We start from the raw sequence: 19801 nt of genomic DNA on the forward strand, positions 1-19801 counted from the left end.
TCAGTCGTCCTTCAGGGCGGCCGTCAGCGCATCCATGATGCGGTCGAGCTGGGCCAGGTCGTTGTAGCCGTGGAAGCTGAAGCGGATGCGGCCGCGGCCATTCCAGGCGAGCACGCCCCGGCGCGCCATCGCCGCCACCATTGCGGCGGCGCGGGGATGGGCGATGCAGACATTCGCGCCGTGGCGGGCGGGATCGCGTGGGGTGGTGCTGGCGATGCCGGCAGTGGCTAGGCGGTCGAGCAGCGCGGCGGTCAGCGCGGTGACATGCGCGGCGAGCGCGCCGCAGGGCAGCGATTCATGCACATCCATCGCGGCGTGCAGCGCATAGGCCGCAGCATGCGCAGGATTGCCGCGCGTGAAGCGGCGGGCATCGGGGACCAGCGCGAGCGGTCGCGCGTAGTCCGGCCGGCCCTCGGCGGCGATGGAGTACCAGCCCGCCGTCGCCGGCGACCAGCCGGGCTGCCGCGCGCGGTTCCAGTAGGCGACCGCGGTGCCGGTCAGGCCGAGCATCCATTTGTAGCAGGAGGAGAAGGCGAAGTCGGCGATCGCCGCCTCGATCGGCAGCCAGCCGCTGGCCTGGGTGAAGTCCACGACGAGCATCGCGCCGGCCGCATCCGCCACGCGGCGCAGGGCCGCCAGGTCGTGCCGGCGCCCGTCCACCATGGAAACGGCGCTGACCGCGATCATCCGCGCCCGGCCGCCGGCCGCGCGCGCGACGTCGGCAGGGTCCAGCATGTCGGCGAAGCGGAGTTCCACGCCGCTCAGCGACAGCGGCGCGACGACGGAGGGGTATTCATCGGCCGCGCAGACCACGACGTCGCCCGCGCGCCAATCCAGGCTCTCGACCAGGATGGACATGCCCTCGGCGACCGAGGCGACCAGGCCGATATCCTCGGTCGGGACCGACCAGAAGGCGGCGAGGCGGGCGCGCAGCCGGTCGGCTTCCTGGTCAACCAGCGGGCGGCTGGCGGGGCCGCAGGACTTGTCGTCGAGGTAGCGCTCGAGCGCGGCGGTGATGCTGCGCAGCACCGGCGTCTCGCCGCCCGCGCAGACATGGACGCTGCCCCGCGGAATGCGGAACAGGGCGGGATTGAGCAGCGGAGAGCGGGTTTCCATCGGGCGGCGAGACTGGCACGGTCGCGCGTCCTGCCCAACCCTGCCGAGGCCCATGCGGATACTGGACGAGCTGGACCGTGAAGCGGCACGCGTGAAGACGCCTTGCGGCGACGGCGCCATGGTGTGGCGCATCTGGAACGACGGCGAGGTGCCGCTGGTGATGCTTCACGGCGGCAACGGGTCGTGGCGGCACTGGGTGCGGCAGATCGAGCGTCATCGCGCGACGCGCTGCCTGGTCGCGCCGGACCTGCCGGGCCTCGGCGAAAGCGCGACGCCGCCGGAGCCGCATGAGCCGCCCCATTCGGCGCGCATCGTGGCGGAGGGGCTGCGGCGCGTGCTGGACGGCCGGCGTTGCGACATCGTGGCCTTCAGCTTCGGCGCGATCCTGTCGGGGTCGGTGGCGGCGGAAGTTGGGGAGGCCGTGCGGACGCTGACGGTGGTGGGCGCGGGCTCGCTGGGCGTGCCGCGCAATCCCGTGCCGCTCGAGAAGATCAGGGACAAGCAGGGCGAGGCGCGGATCGCCGCGCATCGGTTCAATCTGAAGTCGCTCATGATCGCGGATCCCGCCGCGATCGACGACCTGGCTGTCGCGATCCAGGAATGGAACACGGTTCATGCGCGCTTCCGCAGCCGCGGCTTCGCGAATGCGACGATGCTGAAGGACGCGCTGGCGCGGACGCGGGTGCCGGTGACGGCGATCTGGGGGGAGCGGGACCAGATCGCGGTCGGGCACATCGAGCAGCGCGCGGCGGCGGTGCGGGAGGTTCGGCCGGATGCGCGGGTCGAGATCGTTCCGCGCGCCGGGCACTGGACGATGTACGAGGCGCCGGAGGCAATCGATGAGGCGCTGGGGCGGGCGTTGGCGGCGGCGGGCTAGGACCCGCCGTCGCCATGCAGCTACGCCGCCCGCGGCAGCGGAACCTCGACCGGCATCGCCTCCGGCATCTCCATCTCGCCGGTTGCGAGCCAATGCGCGCAGGCCTCGCCCAGCTTCTCGCGCGCCAGCGACTCATAACTCCGGCACTCCGCCGCGTTGAGGCTGTCGCGCCAGCGACCATTCACGCCGCGATGGACGAAGGTCTCGGCGCCGCCATCCCACAGCGCGCCGCCGAGCGGCACTGCCTTCGACCCGTTCGCCTTCATCCAGGCGAAGCTGCAATGCTCGACGATGGCGGGGAAGCGCGCCTCGTCGATCCCGATCTCCAGGAAATCCGCGATGCGGCGGATGCTGCCGGGCAGGTCGCGCTTCAGCTCCGCGAAGTGCAGCAGCATCAGGTTGGGCAGGCCGCGCACGTCCCACCAGCTCCGGATGTTCTCCCAGAACGGCCAGAAGGGGGCGCCGTCATTTTCCAGCCAATGCAGGAACCACTCGCGGGGATCGGGGCCGGGACGCTCGATGGGCGGGCCGACGCGGTCCGGCGTGTCGTTCAGCAGCTGGTAGAGAAGCTCGTTGCCGTTGAAGAAGTGGTTGTGCAGCGACCACATCACGTCGCGACCGTCGCGGCCGATGTAGAGGTATTTGGCCTTGGGCGACCAGACCAGCGCGTCCACCGGCAGATGCGTCTTGAGGAAGCGGCGATGCTGCTGCGCCTCCACCGCCGGCAGCTTCACCGAAGCCGGCGGGACCCGCAGATCGAGCCAGGGGGACATGTCGGCGACGGGGATCTCCGGGTCGCCTTGGAAAATCAGCTGGCCCACGATCTGCTGGACCCAGGTCGTGCCTGACTTGCCGTAGGTGCCGATCACGACGTCGCCGTCGCGGAAGGCCAGGTCGTTCCAGATCCGGCTGTCCATGTGGTGGTTGCGGATCTCGCGGGTCTTGATCGGCCATCCCGCTTCGTCGGTGTGGATCGGCATCGTGTCCTCCTTGGCCCCGGTTCGGGCGCGGCGGAGGGAGTAGGACCAGCGCGTTTCAGGCCGATGTCGCGCCAGGTTTCACGTGTGCCGCCGCTGTTTCACGCCCCGGCACGGCCGGTGCTAGGATGGTCTCAACCGTCCGGAACACTGGGATGACCGAATGATCGCCCGCCGCGCCCTGCTCGCCTTGCCCTCGCTTGCGCTGCCCTTCGCGGCACGGGCGCAAGGTGCATTGCCCGGCGGCTGGCCGGCGCGGACGGTGCGCGTGATCGTGCCTTTCCCGCCGGGCGGCACCACCGACTTCATCGCGCGGCTGGTCACGCAGCGGCTCACCACCGTCCTCGGCCAGACCTTCGTGATCGAGAACCGCGCCGGCGCCGGCGGCACGACGGGATCGGACGTTGTCGCGAAGTCGCCGCCCGACGGCTACGCGCTGGTGATCTCCAACATCGCGAGCTTCGGCGTGGGGCCGAGCGTCTACCGCACCATGCCCTATGACAGCGTGCGCGACTTCAGCCATATCGCTGTCATGGCGGAGATCCCCTCCGTCCTCGCGGTGAACGTCAACAGCCCGATCCGGACGCTCGCCGATTTCATCGCCGCGGCAAAGGCGCGGCCCGGGCAGGTCACGGTGGCCTCGCCGGGCAACGGCACGTCGAGCCACGCGAAGCAGGAGATCCTGAAGCGATCCGCGGGGATCGACACCATCCACGTTCCCTATCGCGGCAGCGCGCCGATGATGAACGACCTGGCCTCGGGCGCCGTCGATGCGATGATCACGACGCTGGTGGAGGCCGGGCGCAACGACCGCTACCGGCTGCTCGCCGTGACCTCGGCGCAGCGGATGGAGGGCTGGCCCGACCTGCCGACCTTCGCCGAGCTCGGCCATCCCGACCTGATCGCGACCACCTGGTTCGGCCTGTCGGGTCCCGCGGGAATGAACGAGGGCCTCGTGAACGGCCTGAACCGGGAGGTGCTGGCCGCCCTCGCCCTGCCCGAGATCCATGCGCGGCTCGTCGAGACCGGCGCCGTGCCGCGGCCGCTGAGCGCGGCCGAATACAGCGCCTTCATCGCGTCGGAGGTGCGGCGCTGGGCGGCGGTGGTGCAGGCGGCGGGCATCCGTGCGGACTGACGCCGTCACGGCGGAGAAGCTCGCCAAGTGGTACGGCACGCGCGACGCGCCGGTCCATGCGCTCGCGGAGACCGACCTGGCGATCGCCGAGGGCGAGTTCCTGGTGCTGCTGGGGCCGTCGGGCTGCGGCAAGACGACGCTGCTGCGCATGATCGGGGGCCTGCTGCCGCCGACGTCCGGCAGCCTCGCCGTCATGGGCCAGCCGCTCTGGCGCGACGGGCGGCGCAACGACGCGGCGCTGAGCGAGCTCGGCATGGTCTTCCAGGACGCGAACCTGTTCCCGTGGCTGAGCATCGAGGACAACATCGCGCTGCCGCTGCAGCTTCGCGGGTTGGGCCGCGGCCAGCGCCGCGAGAAGGCGCGGGAGCTGATGCGCCTGGTCGGCCTGAGCGGCTTCGAGCGGCGCTGGCCGCGCGAGCTATCCGGCGGGATGCGCCAGCGTGCGGCGATCGCGCGCGCGCTGTCCTATGGCCCCGACATCCTGCTGATGGACGAGCCCTTCGGCGCGCTGGACGCGATGACGCGCGAGGCGATGAACCTCGAGCTGCAGCGCATCTGGATGGAGACCGGAAAGACCGTGGTGCTGGTCACGCATTCCATCAGCGAGGCGGTGTTCCTGGCCGACCGGATCCTGCTGCTCTCGCCGCGGCCGGGGAAGGTGGATAGGGAGGTCGCCGTGCCCTTTGCGCGCCCGCGCGCGCCGGCGGTGCAGGCGAGCGCCGAGTTCCAGTCGATCGCGGCGATGCTGCGCGAGAGGCTGAGCGCCATCGCATGAGCGACGTGGCCGTTCCGACGGGGCTGAACCCGAAGAGCCGGGCCTGGCTGCCGTGGGTCACGACGCCCGCACTGACGGCGGTGCTGGTGGTCGTCTGGCATCTCTACGTCACATGGTCCGGCGTCTCCGCCTTCATCCTGCCGGCACCCAGAGCGGTGTGGGACGCCTGGATGGAGATGCTGGTCACGCCACGGGTCTGGCAGCACACCTGGATGACTGTCTATGCGACGCTGGCGGGCTTCGCCTGGGCGCTGGTCGCCGGCGTCGCGCTCGGCGTCGCGATCGGCCGCCTCCGCTGGCTGGAACTGACCCTTAACCCCTTCATCGTGGCAACGCAGGTGCTGCCGAAGGTCGCGCTGGTGCCGCTCTTCGTCGTGTGGTTCGGCTTCGGGCTGACAGCGAAGGTGCTGGTCGCGGCGATCCTCGCGGTCTTCCCGATCCTGACCAACACCGCGCTCGGCGTGAAATCGATCGAGGCCGGGCACCGCGACGTCATGCTGTCGATCAACGCGACGCGCTGGCAGGTCTTCCGCCGGCTCGAGCTGCCGTCCTCGCTCCCCTACATCGTGACGGGGATGGAAGTGGGCATCGTGCTGGCGCTGATCGGGGCGATCGTCGGCGAGTATCTCGGGGGGTCGTCGGGCCTCGGCTACCTGCTGATCGCGCGGATGAACGCCTACGAGACCGACGGGCTCTTCGCCGTCATGATCCACATGACCTTGCTCGGCTTCGTCTTCTATGCCGCGATAGGGCTGACGCGCCGGCTGCTGATCCCCTGGCATGCCAGCGCCGGAACGCAGGGATAACGGGAGAACGACCATGATCGCGCGCCGCGCCCTCCTCGCCGCCGGCCTCGCCATGCCCGCCGTCGCGCGGGCGCAGCAGGGCGAGCCGCTGGCCTTTGCCACCCCCTTCGGCTTCATCCCGGCCTTCCTCGAGATGATGAACATGGTTTCGGGCGGGCATCTGCAGCGCCAGGGCTTCGCGCCGCGCCTGGTGGGCGCGCAGGGCACGGCGCCGGCGGTGCAGCAATTGCTGGCGGGCCAGGTGTCCTTCATCCGCGCGACGTCCATCGACCAGTTCCTCGCCGTCAGCCGCGGCAACGCGCCGCTGGTCTCGGTCGCGACGTTGTACCAGGCCGGCGCCTTCAACGTGATCAGCACGCGCGACAAGCCGGTCCCGGACGCCGCGGCGCTGCGCGGCAAGACTATCGGCATCGTCTCGGTCGGCGGCTCCACCGAACTGCTGCTCGACATCATACTGAAGGCCGCGAACATCCCGAAGGAGGAGGTCAGGCGCGAGGTCACGGGAAACAACCCCGGCGCGCTGCAGATGGTCCGCCAGGGCCGCGTGGACGCCTTCATCGCCGATATCGGCGTGCTGGTGACGCTGCAGCGCGCGAACGAGCCGATCGAGGCCTGGAACACCGACCGCTACGCGCCCATGCCCGGCCAGTGCTACATGACGACGCGCGAGATCATCGCCCGCAACCCCGAGGTCGTGGTGCGCTTCCTCCGCGCGCTGAAGGCGAGCACGGACGAGATGCGGACCGGCGACCTCCGCGCGATCTTCACCCGCGCCGGCCGCGACTTCGAGATCCCGGGCATCCGCAACCTCGATCCGCTGGTGGACCTCATCCAGGTCTCGATCAAGGACCTCTGGATGGCGCAGGGCGAGGCGAACTACCTGCGCAACGTGCCGGCGCTCTGGCAGCAGGCCGATGCGGGGATCCGCGGCAGCGGCATCGCGGCGGTGCCGGACTGGACTGCGCTCTGGACCAACGACTACATCGACCGCGCGAAGTCCTGACATGTTCGCCCTCGACCTGACGGGCCGCGCGGCCATCGTCACCGCGGGATCGCGCGGCATCGGGGCCGCCGCCTGCGTGGCGCTGGCCAAGGCCGGCGCCGATGTCGCGATCAACTACAAGGCCAGCGAGGCCGAGGCGCAGCGCGTCGCCGACGCCGTGCGCGCCGAGGGACGCCGTGCGCTGGTGCTGCAGGGCGACGTCGCGGACAGCGCGGCGGTCACCGCGATGGTCGCCGCGGCGCAGCGCGAATTCGGGCGGCTCGACATCGTCGTCAGCAATGCCGGCGCGGGCACGCGCGTGCCGATGCACGAGATCACCGACGACGAATACCGCCGCGTCTTCGACATCAACGTGAAGGGCTTCGTGGCGCTGTCCCGCGCCGCCCTGCCCGCAATGCGCGAGGCCCGCGCGGGGCGGATCATCGCGGTCAGCTCCATCGTTGGGCGGTCGGGCAAGGCCTTCATGTCGCCCTCGCCCACCTATGCCGGCGCCAAGGCCGCGCTGATCGGCTATGTCAGGGGCCTTGCGCGCGAGGTCGGCGGGTTCGGCATCACGGTGAACGCGGTCTGCCCGGGCTGGGTGGACTGGGGCAGCAAGCACGCCGCCGCGCCGGCCGAGGTCCGCGCCAGCGCGATCTCCCAGATCCCGCTTGGGCGGACCGGCACGGCGGACGACATCGCGAACGCGATCGTGTTCCTGGCGTCCGACCAGGCTGCGTACCTGACCGGCGTGTCGCTCGACGTGAATGGCGGCCTCTACATGGCGTGACGGCGCCGCGCCTGCCGAGGGAGAATGCCTTGCGATGACGATCAGCAACCGCCTGACCGAGGTGCTCGGCATCGAGCATCCCGTGCTCCTCGCGCCGATGGACGACGTGGCCTGCGGCCGCCTCGCCGCGGCGGTCAGCAACGCCGGCGGCCTCGGCCTGCTCGGCGGCGGCTATGGCCGGGCCGACTGGCTGGCATCGGAACGCCACGCCGCGGGCAACGCCCGGATCGGCTGCGGCTTCATCACCTGGAGCCTGGCGAAGCAGCCGGCGCTTCTCGACCAAGCGCTGGCGCACCGCCCGGCCGCCATCATGCTCTCCTTCGGCGATCCCGCGCCCTTCGCGCCGGCGATCCGCGCCGCGGGTTCCCGGCTGATCTGCCAGGTGCAGACCGTGGCCCAGGCGCGGGAGGCCGCGGCGGCCGGCGCCGACGTCCTCGTCGCGCAGGGCACGGAAGCCGGCGGCCACGGCCTCGGCATCCCGCTCAACACGCTGCTGCCGCTGGTCGTCGAGGCCTGCCCGCAGATCCCCGTCGCCGCGGCCGGCGGCGTCGCGGATGGCCGCGGCCTGGCGGCCGCGATGATGTTCGGCGCCGAGGGCGTGCTGATGGGCACGCGCTTCTACGCGACGGAGGAAGCGGCGGCGCACCCCGAGGCGAAGCGCCGCATCCTCGCGGCCGGCGCGGGCGAGACCATGCGCTCCATCGTCTTCGACATCACGCGCCGCAATGTCTGGCCAGGCGGCTACACCGGCCGCGTGCTGCGCAACGCGCATGCCGAGCGCTGGCTCGGCCGCGAGGACGAGCTTCAGTTGGCGGCGGAGCAGGTCAACCGCGACTACCTCGCGGCCCGTGAGCGCGGCGATTTCGACGTCGCCGCGGTGATCGCGGGCGAGGCCGCCGCCCTGATCCACGACCTGCCGCCGGCGGGCGAGATCGTGCGCCGCGTGGTCGCCGAGGCCGAGGCCGCGCTGACGGCGCCGCGCGGGATCGTCTGACGGCTATCCCAGCAGCGGCCTGACGCGTCGCGCGATCGCGGCCGCCGTCTCGTTCGGCGCGGTGCCGCGGACCAGCATCGCCTCGACCTCGTCGCGGAAGATGTCCTCGGCGCGGGCAGCGTTGTCGAAGCCGGGCAAGGGCGGGCGCGCGTCGCGCAGCGCCGCGGCCTCGACCGCCGCCCAGGGCACCGCGGCGGCGTAGCGCGGGTCGTCCAGCGTGGAGAGCCGTACGGGGCCGTTGCCGTTCAGCGCCGCGCGCAGCGACGCCTGGGCATCGCCGATGCCCCGCAGCGCGCGGACGCCGTTGGCGCGGCTCCGCGCGTTGCGCGGGATCGTCAGCGCCCAGATCTCGCTCTTCACCGGCGCGACCGGGAAGCGCGCGGCGATCTCCGGCGCCGAGGGCACAGGCGCGACCGCGATCTTTCCGGGATAGCGGCTCGCGCCGGGGTTGTTCAGCACGGTGAAGCGGCTGATGGGCGAGATCGCGAAGACCGCGCGGCCCTGCTGCATCGCGGTCGTCACCTGCTCCGTCGTGAAGCGCGGGAAGGTGCGCGGCAGCACGCCTTCCTCGAACAGCGCCTTCAGCAGAGCGAGCGCATTGACCATCGCCGGATCCTCGACGCGGAGCCGCAGATCCTCGGTCAGGAAGTCGCCGTCCCACATGCGGGCGAGGTCGATCATCTGCGACGGCCCCGGCCCGTCCAGCACGAGGCCGTTCACCGGCGGGCCGTCCCGCCGGGACGTCGCGGCGCGCACCGCCGCGATGAAGGCCTCGGGCGTCGCGGGCGGCGCGGTCGGCATCCCCCGCTCCTCCAGCAGCGCCTGGTTCAGGAACAGGCCCGAGGTCGCCTGGCGGAAGGGCAGGCCGTAGAGCCGGCCGTTGAAGGTGAAGGGCCGCCTCATGCCCGGCGGGATGTCGTCTAGCGCCATCCCCTCCAGCACGCCCTCGGGGCCGTCCAGCGGCAGGAAGAGCTCCGCGATGCGCGGCGAGACGTAGCGGTTCAGCAGGAAGGCCAGGTCGAAGGCGCCCTGCTGCAGGCTGGCCTCGCGGAAGAGCCGGTCGTGGATCTCCGGCACGCCGAGCGTGACCCATTCCGCCCGCCAGCCCGCGGCGGCGGCGACCTCGCCCAGGATGTCCCCGCCCGGCCCGGTGCTGACGGAGGCGCGGTGCACGGCATGGCCGATCACGCCGAGCCGGTCGGCACCCTGGCCCCGCGCGGGGGCGGCCAATGGGGCAGACATGGACGCGGCGGCAGCGCCGAGCAGGCCGCGGCGGGTCGGGGTCATGGCGGTTCCTCCGCCGGCGATCCTGGCGCGGGGCGGTCCGCCGCGCTAGACGGCGGCCATGGCCGAGGATTCGAAGCCCAAGCCGCGCCCCGCCCCGGCCTCGGCTGCCGAGCGCGAGGCCAGGCTGGCCGCCGCGCTTCGCGAAAACCTGAGGAAACGCAAGGTGCAAGCGCGCGCCCGGGACGCCGCGACAAAGCCGGACGAGAAGCCGGCCAAGGGCTGAATGGACGACCCCGGCGGCATGGGCTAACCGGACCGCGAAACCCACGAGGTTACCTGCCCCATGCCCATCATGCCCGACACCTGGATCCGCCGCATGGCGACCGAGCACGGCATGATCGAGCCCTTCGTCGAGAGCCAGCGGCGGAAGGGCGTGATCTCCTTCGGCCTGTCCTCCTATGGCTACGACGCGCGCCTGGCGGACGAGTTCAAGATCTTCACCAACGTCGACAACGCGATCGTCGACCCGAAGGTCTTCAACGAGCAGGGCTTCGTGACGCGCAAGGGCGAGACCTGCATCATCCCGCCCAATTCCTTCCTGCTGTGTCACACGGTCGAGTATTTCCGCATCCCGCGCGACGTGCTGGTGATCTGCCTCGGCAAATCCACCTATGCCCGCTGCGGGCTGATCGTGAACGTCACGCCGCTGGAGCCGGAGTGGGAAGGCCAGGTGACGATCGAGATCAGCAACACCACGCCGCTGCCCGCGCGCATCTACGCGAACGAGGGGATCTGCCAGTTCCTGTTCCTGAAGGGCGAGGGCGCGCCGGAGGTCAGCTACGCGGATCGGAAGGGCAAATACATGGGCCAGCGCGGCGTCGCGCTGCCGAAGCTGTGACGATGATTCGCCGTCTCGCCGCTGTCGGCACAATTCCCTCCCCCGCTTGCGGGGGAGGGTCAGGGTGGGGGTGCTTCGTTCAGCGCGCCCCTCATCCTCGCCCCCCCACCCCATCCCTCCCCCGCTTGCGGGGGAGGGACACGCCGGCGCGGGTCAGGGAGCGCCGCTGAGATGGACCGCATCCGCATTCGCGGCGGCCGGCCGCTGCATGGCATCATCCCGATCAGCGGCGCGAAGAACGCGACGCTGCCGCTGATGGCGGCGGCGCTGCTGTCGGACGGGCCGCTGACGCTCCAGAACGCGCCGGATCTCGCCGATATCGCGACGATGCACGCGCTGTTGTCGCAGCATGGCCTGGTGATCGAGCACGACCGGCGCGCGCGCAGCCTCACTCTCTCCGGCGCCGCGACGAACCTCGAGGCGCCCTACGACATCGTGCGCAAGATGCGCGCCTCGGTCCTCGTCCTCGGCCCGCTCGTCGCGCGCTTCGGGGAGGCGAAGGTCTCGCTGCCCGGCGGCTGCGCGATCGGCACGCGGCCGGTGGACCTGCACCTCAAGGGCCTCGAGCAGATGGGCGCGACCATCTCGCTCGACAGCGGCTATATCGAGGCGAAGGCGCCGCCGGGCGGGCTGCGCGGGGCCAAGATCATCTTCCCCCAGGTCAGCGTCGGCGCGACCGAGAACCTGCTGATGGCGGCGTGCCTGGCGGATGGCGTCACGGAACTGGTGAACGCTGCGCAGGAGCCCGAGATCGGCGACCTCGCGATGTGCCTGATGCGCATGGGTGCCAGGATCGAGGGCATCGGCACGGCGAAGCTGATGGTGGAAGGCGTGAAGTCGCTGGGCCCCGCCACCCATCCCATCATCCCCGACCGCATCGAGGCCGGCACCTTCGCCTGCGCCGCGGCGATCACCGGCGGCCAGGTGATGCTGGAAGGCGCGCGGCTGACCGACCTCGGCGCCGTCGCCCGCGTGCTGCGGGACGCCGGCGTGGATGTCGCGGAGCGGAACGACGGGCTGCAGGTCAGCCGCCTGAACGGCCTGCACGGCACCGACGTCATGACGGAGCCCTTCCCGGGCTTCGCGACCGACATGCAGGCGCAGTTCATGGCGCTGATGTGCGTCGCCGACGGCGCCTCCATGATCACCGAGACGATCTTCGAGAACCGCTTCATGCATGTGCCCGAGCTCATGCGCATGGGCGCGCGCATCAAGTATCACGGCCAGAGCGCGATCGTGCGCGGCGTGCCGAGGCTGTCGGGCGCGCCGGTGATGGCGACCGACCTGCGGGCCTCCGTCTCGCTGGTGCTGGCCGGCCTCGCCGCGCAAGGCGAGACCATCGTCAACCGCGTCTACCACCTCGACCGCGGCTACGAGGCGGTGGAGCGCAAGCTCGCCGGGGTCGGCGCCGACATCGAGCGCGTCGCGGACTGATCGCCGCCGTGCGGATCGCTTGCCTGCACCCGGCGGCGCGCACATGCTCCGTTGCGCGAGGAGCGATGCGCGATGCCCGACCCGGTGGACCGCCTGGACATCCAGGTGCTGGTGGACAACGTCACGGACAGCCTCTCGCGCACGCCGCCCTTCGTCACGCGCGAATGGAACCGGCTGCGCCAGGTCGGGATGAAGCGGCTCGCCGGCGGGTCGCTCTGCTGCGCCAATCACGGGCTGTCGCTGGTGCTGACGCTGCATCGCGGCGGCCGCTCGCGCAGTTTCCTGTTCGACGGCGGCCCCGATCCCCAAGCGGTCGAGCGGAACGGCCCGCGGCTCGGCGTGGATTTCGGCGCGATCGAGGCCGCGATGCTCAGCCACGGGCATTGGGACCATGCGGGCGGCATCCCGGCGGCGCTCGCGATGATCCGCGCCGCCAATGGCGGGCGTCCGGTCCCGCTGTACCTGCATCCCGGCATGTTCCGCGAGCGCGGCAGCCGCCAGCCCGATGGCGGCGTCTTCCCGATGGACAGGGTGCCCGATCCCGTGGCCTGGCACGCGATGGGCGCCGCGCCGGTCGTGACCACGCAGCCCCTCTCGCTGTTCGACGGCACGCTCTTCATGAGCGGCGAGATCCCGCGCCGCACGCCCTATGAGCGCGGCCTGCCCGGCCAGGTCGCCCGCGCGACGGAGAGCGACCCCTGGGAGAGCGACGAGTTGCTGATGGACGAGCGCTTCTGCGCCGTGCATGTCCGCGGCCGGGGCCTGGTCGTCTTCAGCGCCTGCTCGCATGCCGGCATCGTCAACGTGCTGCATGCCGCGCGGGAGGCCTTTCCCGACATCCCGCTCTTCGTCGCGATCGGCGGCTTCCACCTCTCCGGCGAGAACGAGGACGTCATCCCCGAGACCGTCGCCGACCTCGCGCGCTTCGACCTGCCGCTGCTGATCCCCGCGCATTGCACGGGCTGGCGCGCGGTGAATGCGCTGGAGCGCGCCTTTGGCGAGCGCGTCGTGCCCGCCGCGGTCGGCAAGCTCTTCACGCTGGAGGCGTGACCGCCGCCCGCCGCCAGACCGTCTGCGTCCCGCCCGGCGCGCTCATCGTCAGCACGCCGTCGCGCACGGCATAGGCGCGCGTGGCCTGCAGCGCCTGCGCGACGCGGGTGTCCAGCGATCCCGGCGGGCAGGCCGCGCGCGTCGTCGCGATGGGGTCGAAGGCGATCTCGCCGGCGGTCACGCGCGGCGTCACGGTGGCGCGGCCGCTGCCGCGGTTGCAGTCCAGGCGCAGCGCCAGCTCGTGATATTGGTTGAAGGCCATGGTGTAGCGCGTGGGGTCCTCGACCCGCGTGACCCGGCCGTCGTCGCGGAGCTCGGTCAGCTGCCAGCTCGTGCCGACGAGCTGCGCGGGCACGAGCAGCCCGCTGCACGCCGCCAGCACCGACGCCAGCGCCGCGGTGCCGAGAGCCGCGGCACGCCTCATCGGAACATCGCGCCGCCGTCCACGTCCACCACGGTCCCGTTGACATAGGCGCCGCGCGGCGAGGCGAGGAAGGCCGCGAGGTCGGCGATCTCCCGCGGCTCGATGGCGCGGCCGAAGGGCAGGCCGGTCAGCGTCTCGGCCCAGCGCTCGGGATCGCCGAACTGCTGCTGCGCATTGGTGCGCGCGAGCGTCATCATGCGGTCGGTGCGCGTGCTCGCGGGGTTGATGCCGAAGACCCGCACGCCGGAGGCCGCCGCCGCGCCGCCGAGCGCCGAGGTGAAGGCGATCAGCGCGGCGTTCGCCGTGCAGCCCGCGATGTAGCCCGCGCGCGGCGTGCGGCCGGCCATGCCGATGATGTTGCAGATCACGCCGGATTTGCGCGCCTCCATCGTGGGCAGGAAGAGCTGGCACAGATGGACATAGCCCAGCAGCTTCAGGTCCCAGGCCGCGCGCCAGCGGTCCATGGTGATATCAGCCAGCCGTCCGCCGGGGATGGCGCCGGCGTTGTTCACCAGGATGTCGGGATCGGGATGCGCGGCGTGCAGGCGCGCGCGCTCCTCGTCGCTGGAGAGGTCGGCGGCGAAGGTGGTCACGTTGACCTGTGCCTTGCTGCGGATGGTGTCGGCCGCGGCGGCGAGCGTCGCGGCGTCGCGCGAGACCAGGATGATGTCGCAGCCGGCCTCGGCGAAGGCTTCGGCGCAGGCGAGGCCGATGCCCTTCGAGCCGCCGGTGACGAGAACGCGCTTGCCGGTGAGGGCGAGGTCCATGTGTTTGTCTCCGTAGAGGCTCCCTCCCCCGCAAGCGGGGGGAGGGATTTGGGGGTACCGAGGAACAGGGTGCGCTCATCCTCGAACCCCCACCCTGACCCTCCCCCGCTTGCGGGGGAGGGAAACAGAAGGGCGGGGGAGGGAGTCGCTCCCGGGGTAGCTCAGATCTCCAGCTCGATCAGGAAGGGCCCGTCCTTGGCGAAGCTCTGCTTCATCAGGTCGCCGCAGCCTTCCAGCGTCGCGGTCTTCGCGGCCTCGACGCCCATGCCGTTCGCGATCTTCACCCAGTCCAGGTCGGGATTGCCGAGGTCCATCATGTCCATCGCCGTCCGCCCGGGATTGGCGCCGACGCCCTGATACTCGCCGAGCAGGATCGCGTATTTCCGGTTCGACAGGATCACCGTCGTCACCGGCAGCTTCTCCCGCGCCTGGGTCCAGAGCCCCTGCAGCGTGTACATCGCGGAGCCGTCGGCCTGCAGGTTGATCACCCGCCTTCCCCCTGCCCCGATCGCCGCGCCGGTCGCCAGAGGCACGCCGCAGCCGATCGCACCGCCGGTGATCTGCAGCCAGTCGTGGCGCGGCGCGGCATGCGTCTCCCTGAAGAAGCCGCGGCCGAAGGAGACGGACTCGTCGGCGACGACGGCATCGTCCGGCATCAGCGCCGCCAGCGTGCGCGCCAGGCCCTCGGGTGTCGGCGCGCCGCGCGCGATGTCGGGGCGAGGGCCGGGATCGGGGATGGCGGCCTTCGGCGCGCCGAGCGCCTCGGCCAGCGCGGTCAGCGCCTGGACGGGATCGGCGTCGTAGCGCGTCAGCAGCACGGCCTCGGCGTCCTCGCGGCAATGCAGGGACGGCTTGCCGGGATAGGCGAAGAAGCCGACGGGCATGCGGCTGTTGACCAGCACGATGGTGGTGAAGGGCTTCAGCGCCTCGATCGCGACATCGGCGGGATAGGGCACGCGCTCCAGCTGCGGGCAGCCGCGGCCGCGCTCGATCCGGCCGTTGGATCCCTCGCCCAGCAGCGCGGCGCCGGTATGGGCGGCGATGCGGAAGGCGAGTTCCTGCGCCTCGGCCGTCAGCGCCAGCCCGCCGAGCAGGATCAGCACGTTCTTCCGCTCGCGCAGCGCGCGCGCGGCGTTGCGGATGGCCATGGGATCGGCCTGCGGCGCGGCGGGCACCGGCAGGGCGGCGGCGGGCCCGGCCGCAGCCTCGTCCCAGCAGGTGTCCGACGGCAGGATCAGGGTGGCGACCTGGCCGGGCGAGGTCCGCGCCGCCTGCACCGCGACCGCCGCGTCGCGGCCGACATCGTCGGCGCGGCGGACCGTGCGCGTCCAGGCGGAGACGCCGCGGGCGAAGCCCTCTGTGTCCGCGGTCAGGGGCGCGTCGAAGGGGCGGTGATAGGTCGCCTGGTCGCCGACGCAGTTCACCATGCCGGATCGCGCGCGGCGCGCGTTGTGGATGTTGGACAGGCCGTTCGCCAGGCCCGGGCCGCAATGCAGCAGGGTCGCGGCGGGCTTGCGGGCCATGCGGAAATAGCCGTCGGCCATGCCGGTCACGACGTTTTCCTGCAGGCCGAGGACGCAGCGCATCCCGGGGATGCGGTCCAGCGCAGCGACGAAATGCATCTCGCTGGTGCCGGGGTTGGCGAAGCAGACATCCACGCCCGACCCCAGCAGCGTGTGGACAAGACTTTCTGCGCCGTTCACCCCGGACCTCTCCCGATCTGCCATGGTACTGCGACCCTGCGCGGGGCGGGGCGGCACGACAAGAGGGGGGCGTTCCGGGCGATCCCTCCCCCGCGTGCCGCGTCGCGTCGGGGCGCGGGCGCGTCAGGCCGACAGCCGGCTCCGCCGCATCGTCAGGGTGACGATCAGCCCCTCCGCCGACCAGTCGAAGGCGATGCCGCCGTCGAGCTGGCGGGCCATGCTTCGCCGGACCAGTTCGCTGCCGAAGCCGGCGACCGTCGAAGGCTCCTCGACGGGTGGGCCGCCGCGTTCCGTCCAGACGACGACGACATCGTCGCCGGGGGCGTCGCAGGCGACGTCGAGCGTGCCCCGCTCCACCGAAAGCGCGCCGTATTTCAGCGAGTTGGTCGCGAGTTCGTGCACCACGAGGGCGAGCGTCGTGGCGGCGGCCTCGCCGATGTCCATCCGCGGCACCGAGACGCGGATGCGTCCCGAGCAGCCATCGGCGTCGTCATAGGGTTCAAGCAGCACCGTCAGCAGATCGCCGAGCAGCGCCGCCACGATCGGGCGGCCGCCCCGCGGCCGCACGAGATCATGGGCGCGCCCCAGGGCCGTCAGTCGCTGCGTGAGATCCTGTGCCATCTCCACGGTCGTCGCCGCCGAGCGCGAGGTGATTCGGGCCAGCTGGGTGGCGACGAGCAGCAGGTTCTTGACCCGGTGGCTCATCTCGCCGGCCAGCAGCTGATTGGCTTCCTCGGCCTGCTTCCGCCCGGTCACGTCGAGGAAGATGCCGCGCATGACCTGGTGCCGGATGTCCGCGTCGCTGCCCTGGCCGCGCGCCGACACCCACCGGATGTCGTCGCCGGACAGGATGCGGAAGTCGATCTCGTAGGGACCGACGATGGCTCTCGTCGCGGCGAAGGCGGCGCGCACGCGGTCGAGATCCTTCGGATGGATCTTCGCGGAGAGCGCGGCGAAAGTCGCGGCAGCACTCTCCTGCACGTCCCACAGGCCGTAGGCGCGCGGGTCCATGGCGATCTCGTCGGTCTCGACGTTCCACGACCAGAGGCCGACGCCGGCAGCGGCGATTGCCGCGCGCAGGTCAACCTCGGGCCAGTTCAGGAGGCTCGACGGGACGGATGCCAATTCGTGGGGATTCCCTGCGACACGCAACAATATCGGGCGCGATAAACGGTGTTCGCGACCGTGACGAATACACCGTGCAGACGAGTTCCCGTCGCCAGACATCAAATACAGCAATGCAGGCTTGCCGCATATCAAAAGAGGGATATTTGGCGTGATTTGCCAGCGGCCAGGCTCGTTTTCGGGATGAATGTGGAAGCAGTCCCGGCGCATGTCGGATGTAGCAATCCGGTGCGGCACGCGCGACGGCGGCTGGGCGCCGCGTCTGTCTCTCGCCTGAAGCTTTCATTTGCGTCATCTTGCCGCAATCTTGCCGCGAGGCTAGGCGAGAGGACCGTGCCTGCATGCCGGAAGGGCGGTGGGCTTGCCGGGGGGCGGATCCATGCAACGACTGGCGGTCGCATTCTTCTGCTCGGGCTTCGGCGCGCTGCTCTGCCAGATCGTATGGCAACGCATGCTCGGGATCTTCGCGGGCTCCGACACGGTCTCGGCCGCGCTGGTGGTGGGCGCCTTCCTCGCGGGCCTCGGGCTCGGCTCCATCATCGGGGCCAAGGTGGCGGACCGGCTCTCCCCTTATCGCGCCATGATCGGATTCGCGGTCGCCGAGGCCGGGGTGGCGGGCTTCGCGCTGGTGTCGAAGTTCTTCCTCTACGACTTCCTCGCGACCGACCTCGCGGGCGTGGTGGACGACTCCGTGACGATCTTCGCGCTCTGCTTCGCGGGGCTGGTGCTGCCGACGACCTTGATGGGCGCGTCGCTGCCGCTGCTGGCGCGCGCGATCGCCACCAGCCTGGACACGGTGGCCGAGCGGATCGGCACGCTCTATGGCCTCAACACGCTGGGCGCCGGCCTCGGCGCGCTGCTCGGCGGCTGGCTGCTGGTCGGCAATCTCGGCTTCGTCGGCGCGCTGGTGCTGGCGGCGGGGCTCGACCTGCTGGCGGCGCTGCTGGCGCTGACGCTGCTGCCGCAGCTCAGGGGCACCGCTGCTCCCACGCCGTCCCGCGTTGCGGCCGCCGGCGCGGCCGAGCCCTTCGGCAGCCTCCGCCTTTGGTGCGTGCTGGTGTTCCTCTCGGGCTACGTCATCGTGGCGCTGGAGATCGTCTGGGTCCGGCTGATGGGCCAGGTCGGGCAGTACCACGCCTATCTCTTCCCGACCGTGCTCGGCGTCTTCCTGCTGGCGGACGGTCTCGGCATGGCGCTGGCCGCGCGGATGGTCCGGCGCATGGCCGACCCGCGGCCGGCCTTCTTCATGACGCAGGCCGGCGGCTTCGCGCTCGGCGCGGCGCTGATCGTGGCGATGTTCTGGGCGCTTCCCTATTGGCCCATCAACCCCTCGGTCTCGGCCGACGTGCAGCGCATCCGCGGCGAGGGGCTGCTGACGACGGTGCTGCTGACCGCGCTGGTGGTGGGCCCGCCGAGCTTCCTGATCGGCATGACCTTTCCCTTCGTGCAGCGGGCCGTGCAGCAGGACCTCGCCTCGGTCGGGGCGCGCGTCGGCTGGGTGCAGCTGGCGAACATCCTGGGCAATGCGGCGGGGTCCATCGGCACGGGGATCGTGACCTTCCACCTGCTCGGCACGGCGGGGACGCTGAAGCTGCTGGCCGCGCTGTCGGTGCTGCTGATGCTGTTCTGGCTGTGGAAGGGCGGCTGGCGCCGCTGGCCGGAGCTGGCGCTCGCCGCCGCCTGCGCCGCCGCCTTCGTCGCGCTCCCCGGCAATGCCGCGCTGTGGGCGCGGCTGCATGCCGAGCAGCCCGGACAGCGCGTCGCCTGGGCCGAGGACCGGTCCGGCGTCGCCTTCTTCCGCGACGATTTCGCCTCGGGCGATCCGCACGGGCCCTTCTTCATCCAGGGCTTCAGCCAGGGCCGCATCCCCTTCCTGCCGATCCACCAGTTCCTGGGCGCGGTCGGGCCGCTGATCCATCCCGATCCGCAGCGCGTGCTGTGCATCGGCATCGGCTCCGGCGGCACGCCCTGGGCCGCCGGCGTCTCCGCCGCGACGCGGGAGGTCCGCGCGATCGAACTGGTCGGGCCGGTGCTGACCGCGCTGGAGGAGCTCGGCCGCCGCCATCCCGAGGGGCCGATCGCCGAGATGTTCCGCAACCCCCGCTGGCGCCTGGAATACGGCGACGGGCGGCGCGCCCTGTCGAGGGGCGAGGAGCTCTACGACGTCATTCAGGCCGACGCGATCCTGCCGGAGGGCTCGCATTCCGGCCTGCTCTATTCCGAGGAATTCCTCCAATCCGTCCGCCGGCGGCTCGCACCGGGCGGGATCTACGTGCAGTGGGGCCCGACGCGGCGGACGGTCGAGACCTTCGCGGCGGTCTTCCCGCACGCGATGCTGCTGATGCCGGGATCGGTGCTGATCGGATCGGACAGCCCGATCCCCTTTGACGCCGAGGCCCTGGCGCGGCGCTTCGCTGACCCTTCGGTCGCGGCGCACCTCGCGCGCGGGAATGCCGGATTCGGCGACTACGCCTCGCTCTTCGCGCGCCCGGCCCTGGTCTGGCAGCCCGGCAGCCCGCGCGCAGCGGCGTCGCTGACCGATGTCTTTCCGCGCGACGAGTTCTACCTGAACAACCCCGTCGCCGGAACGCAGGGCCTGGCACGACCGCAGGATGCGATGGCGCGGGCGGTCACACCCTGACAGGCCAGCCGTTGATCACGGAATCGCGAACAATCCGTTAGCCCAGCGGGATGGATTTGCAGCGAGGGCCCGTTAGCGCT

Annotated in this window: 19 protein-coding genes; 12 read left to right on the top strand and 7 right to left on the bottom strand. The window is 71.4% G+C overall.

Annotated elements, in window-relative coordinates; translation table 11 throughout:
* On the bottom strand, window positions 1–1116 hold the full coding sequence (locus tag ACLF3M_RS05755; RefSeq protein ID WP_430655907.1) for an aminotransferase class V-fold PLP-dependent enzyme: 1116 nt from the start codon (window positions 1114–1116) through the stop codon (window positions 1–3).
* 52 nt (window positions 1117–1168) lie between these two features.
* Between ACLF3M_RS05755 and ACLF3M_RS05760 the strand changes: the two genes are divergently transcribed.
* Entirely contained in the window at window positions 1169–1993 is an 825-nt protein-coding gene (locus ACLF3M_RS05760; RefSeq protein WP_430655908.1) for an alpha/beta fold hydrolase, read from the top strand.
* Window positions 1994–2013: 20 nt separating this feature from the next.
* On the opposite strand, the gene ACLF3M_RS05765 is transcribed toward ACLF3M_RS05760, so the two are convergent.
* On the bottom strand, window positions 2014–2973 hold the full coding sequence (locus tag ACLF3M_RS05765) for a sulfotransferase domain-containing protein (protein WP_430655909.1): 960 nt from the start codon (window positions 2971–2973) through the stop codon (window positions 2014–2016).
* A gap of 160 nt (window positions 2974–3133) precedes the next feature.
* Here ACLF3M_RS05765 and ACLF3M_RS05770 point away from each other — a divergent pair, with 160 nt between their 5' ends.
* From ACLF3M_RS05770 to ACLF3M_RS05795, 6 genes are read left to right on the top strand one after another with little or no spacing between them, the layout of a single operon-like run.
* Window positions 3134–4105 carry a Bug family tripartite tricarboxylate transporter substrate binding protein gene (locus ACLF3M_RS05770; RefSeq protein ID WP_430655910.1) on the top strand — a complete coding sequence of 324 codons (972 nt, stop codon included), beginning with the start codon at window positions 3134–3136 and terminating at the stop codon, window positions 4103–4105.
* Complete coding sequence (locus tag ACLF3M_RS05775; RefSeq protein WP_430655911.1) at window positions 4095–4880, top strand: ABC transporter ATP-binding protein; 786 nt, start codon at window positions 4095–4097, stop codon at window positions 4878–4880. Before ACLF3M_RS05770 ends, ACLF3M_RS05775 begins: the two co-directional genes overlap by 11 nt.
* Window positions 4877–5686 carry an ABC transporter permease gene (locus tag ACLF3M_RS05780; protein WP_430655912.1) on the top strand — a complete coding sequence of 270 codons (810 nt, stop codon included), beginning with the start codon at window positions 4877–4879 and terminating at the stop codon, window positions 5684–5686. Before ACLF3M_RS05775 ends, ACLF3M_RS05780 begins: the two co-directional genes overlap by 4 nt.
* A 13-nt stretch (window positions 5687–5699) precedes the next feature.
* The gene (locus ACLF3M_RS05785; protein WP_430655913.1) at window positions 5700–6689 is read left to right on the top strand and encodes an ABC transporter substrate-binding protein; all 990 of its coding nucleotides are present in this window, start codon (window positions 5700–5702) and stop codon (window positions 6687–6689) included.
* 1 nt (window position 6690) lies between these two features.
* Window positions 6691–7458 (top strand): SDR family NAD(P)-dependent oxidoreductase, encoded by a 768-nt coding sequence (locus ACLF3M_RS05790; RefSeq protein WP_430655914.1) that lies wholly within the window; start codon window positions 6691–6693, stop codon window positions 7456–7458.
* 34 nt (window positions 7459–7492) lie between these two features.
* Window positions 7493–8452 carry an NAD(P)H-dependent flavin oxidoreductase gene (locus ACLF3M_RS05795; protein WP_430655915.1) on the top strand — a complete coding sequence of 320 codons (960 nt, stop codon included), beginning with the start codon at window positions 7493–7495 and terminating at the stop codon, window positions 8450–8452.
* Between the two features lie 3 nt (window positions 8453–8455).
* Here the strand turns inward: ACLF3M_RS05795 and ACLF3M_RS05800 are convergent, their stop codons facing one another.
* A complete protein-coding gene (locus tag ACLF3M_RS05800) occupies window positions 8456–9739 on the bottom strand; it encodes an extracellular solute-binding protein (protein WP_430655916.1) in 1284 nt (427 codons plus the stop codon).
* Window positions 9740–9797: 58 nt separating this feature from the next.
* Between ACLF3M_RS05800 and ACLF3M_RS05805 the strand changes: the two genes are divergently transcribed.
* The 4 genes from ACLF3M_RS05805 to ACLF3M_RS05820 all read left to right on the top strand — a co-directional run bounded on the left by ACLF3M_RS05805 (window position 9798) and on the right by ACLF3M_RS05820 (window position 13061).
* Window positions 9798–9962, top strand: a complete 165-nt coding sequence (locus ACLF3M_RS05805; RefSeq protein WP_430655917.1) for a hypothetical protein — start codon at window positions 9798–9800, stop codon at window positions 9960–9962.
* Between the two features lie 60 nt (window positions 9963–10022).
* Entirely contained in the window at window positions 10023–10577 is a 555-nt protein-coding gene (gene dcd, locus ACLF3M_RS05810) for a dCTP deaminase (RefSeq protein ID WP_430655918.1), read from the top strand.
* 171 nt (window positions 10578–10748) lie between these two features.
* A complete protein-coding gene (murA, locus tag ACLF3M_RS05815) occupies window positions 10749–12011 on the top strand; it encodes a UDP-N-acetylglucosamine 1-carboxyvinyltransferase (protein ID WP_430655919.1) in 1263 nt (420 codons plus the stop codon).
* Between the two features lie 72 nt (window positions 12012–12083).
* The gene (locus ACLF3M_RS05820) at window positions 12084–13061 is read left to right on the top strand and encodes an MBL fold metallo-hydrolase (protein ID WP_430655920.1); all 978 of its coding nucleotides are present in this window, start codon (window positions 12084–12086) and stop codon (window positions 13059–13061) included.
* On the opposite strand, the gene ACLF3M_RS05825 is transcribed toward ACLF3M_RS05820, so the two are convergent.
* The 4 genes from ACLF3M_RS05825 to ACLF3M_RS05840 all read right to left on the bottom strand — a co-directional run bounded on the left by ACLF3M_RS05825 (window position 13045) and on the right by ACLF3M_RS05840 (window position 17290).
* Complete coding sequence (locus tag ACLF3M_RS05825) at window positions 13045–13485, bottom strand: META domain-containing protein (RefSeq protein ID WP_430655921.1); 441 nt, start codon at window positions 13483–13485, stop codon at window positions 13045–13047. The genes ACLF3M_RS05820 and ACLF3M_RS05825 overlap by 17 nt on opposite strands.
* Window positions 13482–14252, bottom strand: coding sequence for a short-chain dehydrogenase/reductase (locus ACLF3M_RS05830; protein ID WP_430655922.1), 771 nt, complete (start codon window positions 14250–14252; stop codon window positions 13482–13484). Before ACLF3M_RS05830 ends, ACLF3M_RS05825 begins: the two co-directional genes overlap by 4 nt.
* Before the next feature lie 161 nt (window positions 14253–14413).
* Window positions 14414–15955 carry an acetolactate synthase large subunit gene (locus ACLF3M_RS05835; protein WP_430655923.1) on the bottom strand — a complete coding sequence of 514 codons (1542 nt, stop codon included), beginning with the start codon at window positions 15953–15955 and terminating at the stop codon, window positions 14414–14416.
* A gap of 123 nt (window positions 15956–16078) precedes the next feature.
* Window positions 16079–17290 carry a sensor histidine kinase gene (locus ACLF3M_RS05840; RefSeq protein WP_430655924.1) on the bottom strand — a complete coding sequence of 404 codons (1212 nt, stop codon included), beginning with the start codon at window positions 17288–17290 and terminating at the stop codon, window positions 16079–16081.
* Window positions 17291–17459: 169 nt separating this feature from the next.
* Between ACLF3M_RS05840 and ACLF3M_RS05845 the strand changes: the two genes are divergently transcribed.
* Entirely contained in the window at window positions 17460–19721 is a 2262-nt protein-coding gene (locus ACLF3M_RS05845) for a fused MFS/spermidine synthase (RefSeq protein WP_430655925.1), read from the top strand.
* The last annotated feature ends 80 nt before the right edge of the window (window positions 19722–19801 follow it).

This window comes from Falsiroseomonas sp. HW251 (assembly GCF_050563545.1).
In the GTDB taxonomy this organism is placed as follows: domain Bacteria; phylum Pseudomonadota; class Alphaproteobacteria; order Acetobacterales; family Acetobacteraceae; genus Falsiroseomonas.

What these genes read in the sequence shown, in the direction of transcription:
- ACLF3M_RS05800 (WP_430655916.1), bottom strand. Translation starts at nt 9,739, where the DNA reads ATGACCCCGACCCGCCGCGGCCTGCTCGGCGCTGCCGCCGCGTCCATG.
- dcd (WP_430655918.1), top strand. Translation starts at nt 10,023, where the DNA reads ATGCCCATCATGCCCGACACCTGGATCCGCCGCATGGCGACCGAGCAC.
- ACLF3M_RS05770 (WP_430655910.1), top strand. Translation starts at nt 3,134, where the DNA reads ATGATCGCCCGCCGCGCCCTGCTCGCCTTGCCCTCGCTTGCGCTGCCC.
- ACLF3M_RS05830 (WP_430655922.1), bottom strand. Translation starts at nt 14,252, where the DNA reads ATGGACCTCGCCCTCACCGGCAAGCGCGTTCTCGTCACCGGCGGCTCG.
- ACLF3M_RS05755 (WP_430655907.1), bottom strand. Translation starts at nt 1,116, where the DNA reads ATGGAAACCCGCTCTCCGCTGCTCAATCCCGCCCTGTTCCGCATTCCG.
- ACLF3M_RS05765 (WP_430655909.1), bottom strand. Translation starts at nt 2,973, where the DNA reads ATGCCGATCCACACCGACGAAGCGGGATGGCCGATCAAGACCCGCGAG.
- ACLF3M_RS05780 (WP_430655912.1), top strand. Translation starts at nt 4,877, where the DNA reads ATGAGCGACGTGGCCGTTCCGACGGGGCTGAACCCGAAGAGCCGGGCC.
- ACLF3M_RS05845 (WP_430655925.1), top strand. Translation starts at nt 17,460, where the DNA reads ATGCAACGACTGGCGGTCGCATTCTTCTGCTCGGGCTTCGGCGCGCTG.
- ACLF3M_RS05805 (WP_430655917.1), top strand. Translation starts at nt 9,798, where the DNA reads ATGGCCGAGGATTCGAAGCCCAAGCCGCGCCCCGCCCCGGCCTCGGCT.
- murA (WP_430655919.1), top strand. Translation starts at nt 10,749, where the DNA reads ATGGACCGCATCCGCATTCGCGGCGGCCGGCCGCTGCATGGCATCATC.
- ACLF3M_RS05795 (WP_430655915.1), top strand. Translation starts at nt 7,493, where the DNA reads ATGACGATCAGCAACCGCCTGACCGAGGTGCTCGGCATCGAGCATCCC.
- ACLF3M_RS05825 (WP_430655921.1), bottom strand. Translation starts at nt 13,485, where the DNA reads ATGAGGCGTGCCGCGGCTCTCGGCACCGCGGCGCTGGCGTCGGTGCTG.
- ACLF3M_RS05840 (WP_430655924.1), bottom strand. Translation starts at nt 17,290, where the DNA reads ATGCGCCGGGACTGCTTCCACATTCATCCCGAAAACGAGCCTGGCCGC.
- ACLF3M_RS05820 (WP_430655920.1), top strand. Translation starts at nt 12,084, where the DNA reads ATGCCCGACCCGGTGGACCGCCTGGACATCCAGGTGCTGGTGGACAAC.
- ACLF3M_RS05760 (WP_430655908.1), top strand. Translation starts at nt 1,169, where the DNA reads ATGCGGATACTGGACGAGCTGGACCGTGAAGCGGCACGCGTGAAGACG.
- ACLF3M_RS05785 (WP_430655913.1), top strand. Translation starts at nt 5,700, where the DNA reads ATGATCGCGCGCCGCGCCCTCCTCGCCGCCGGCCTCGCCATGCCCGCC.
- ACLF3M_RS05790 (WP_430655914.1), top strand. Translation starts at nt 6,691, where the DNA reads ATGTTCGCCCTCGACCTGACGGGCCGCGCGGCCATCGTCACCGCGGGA.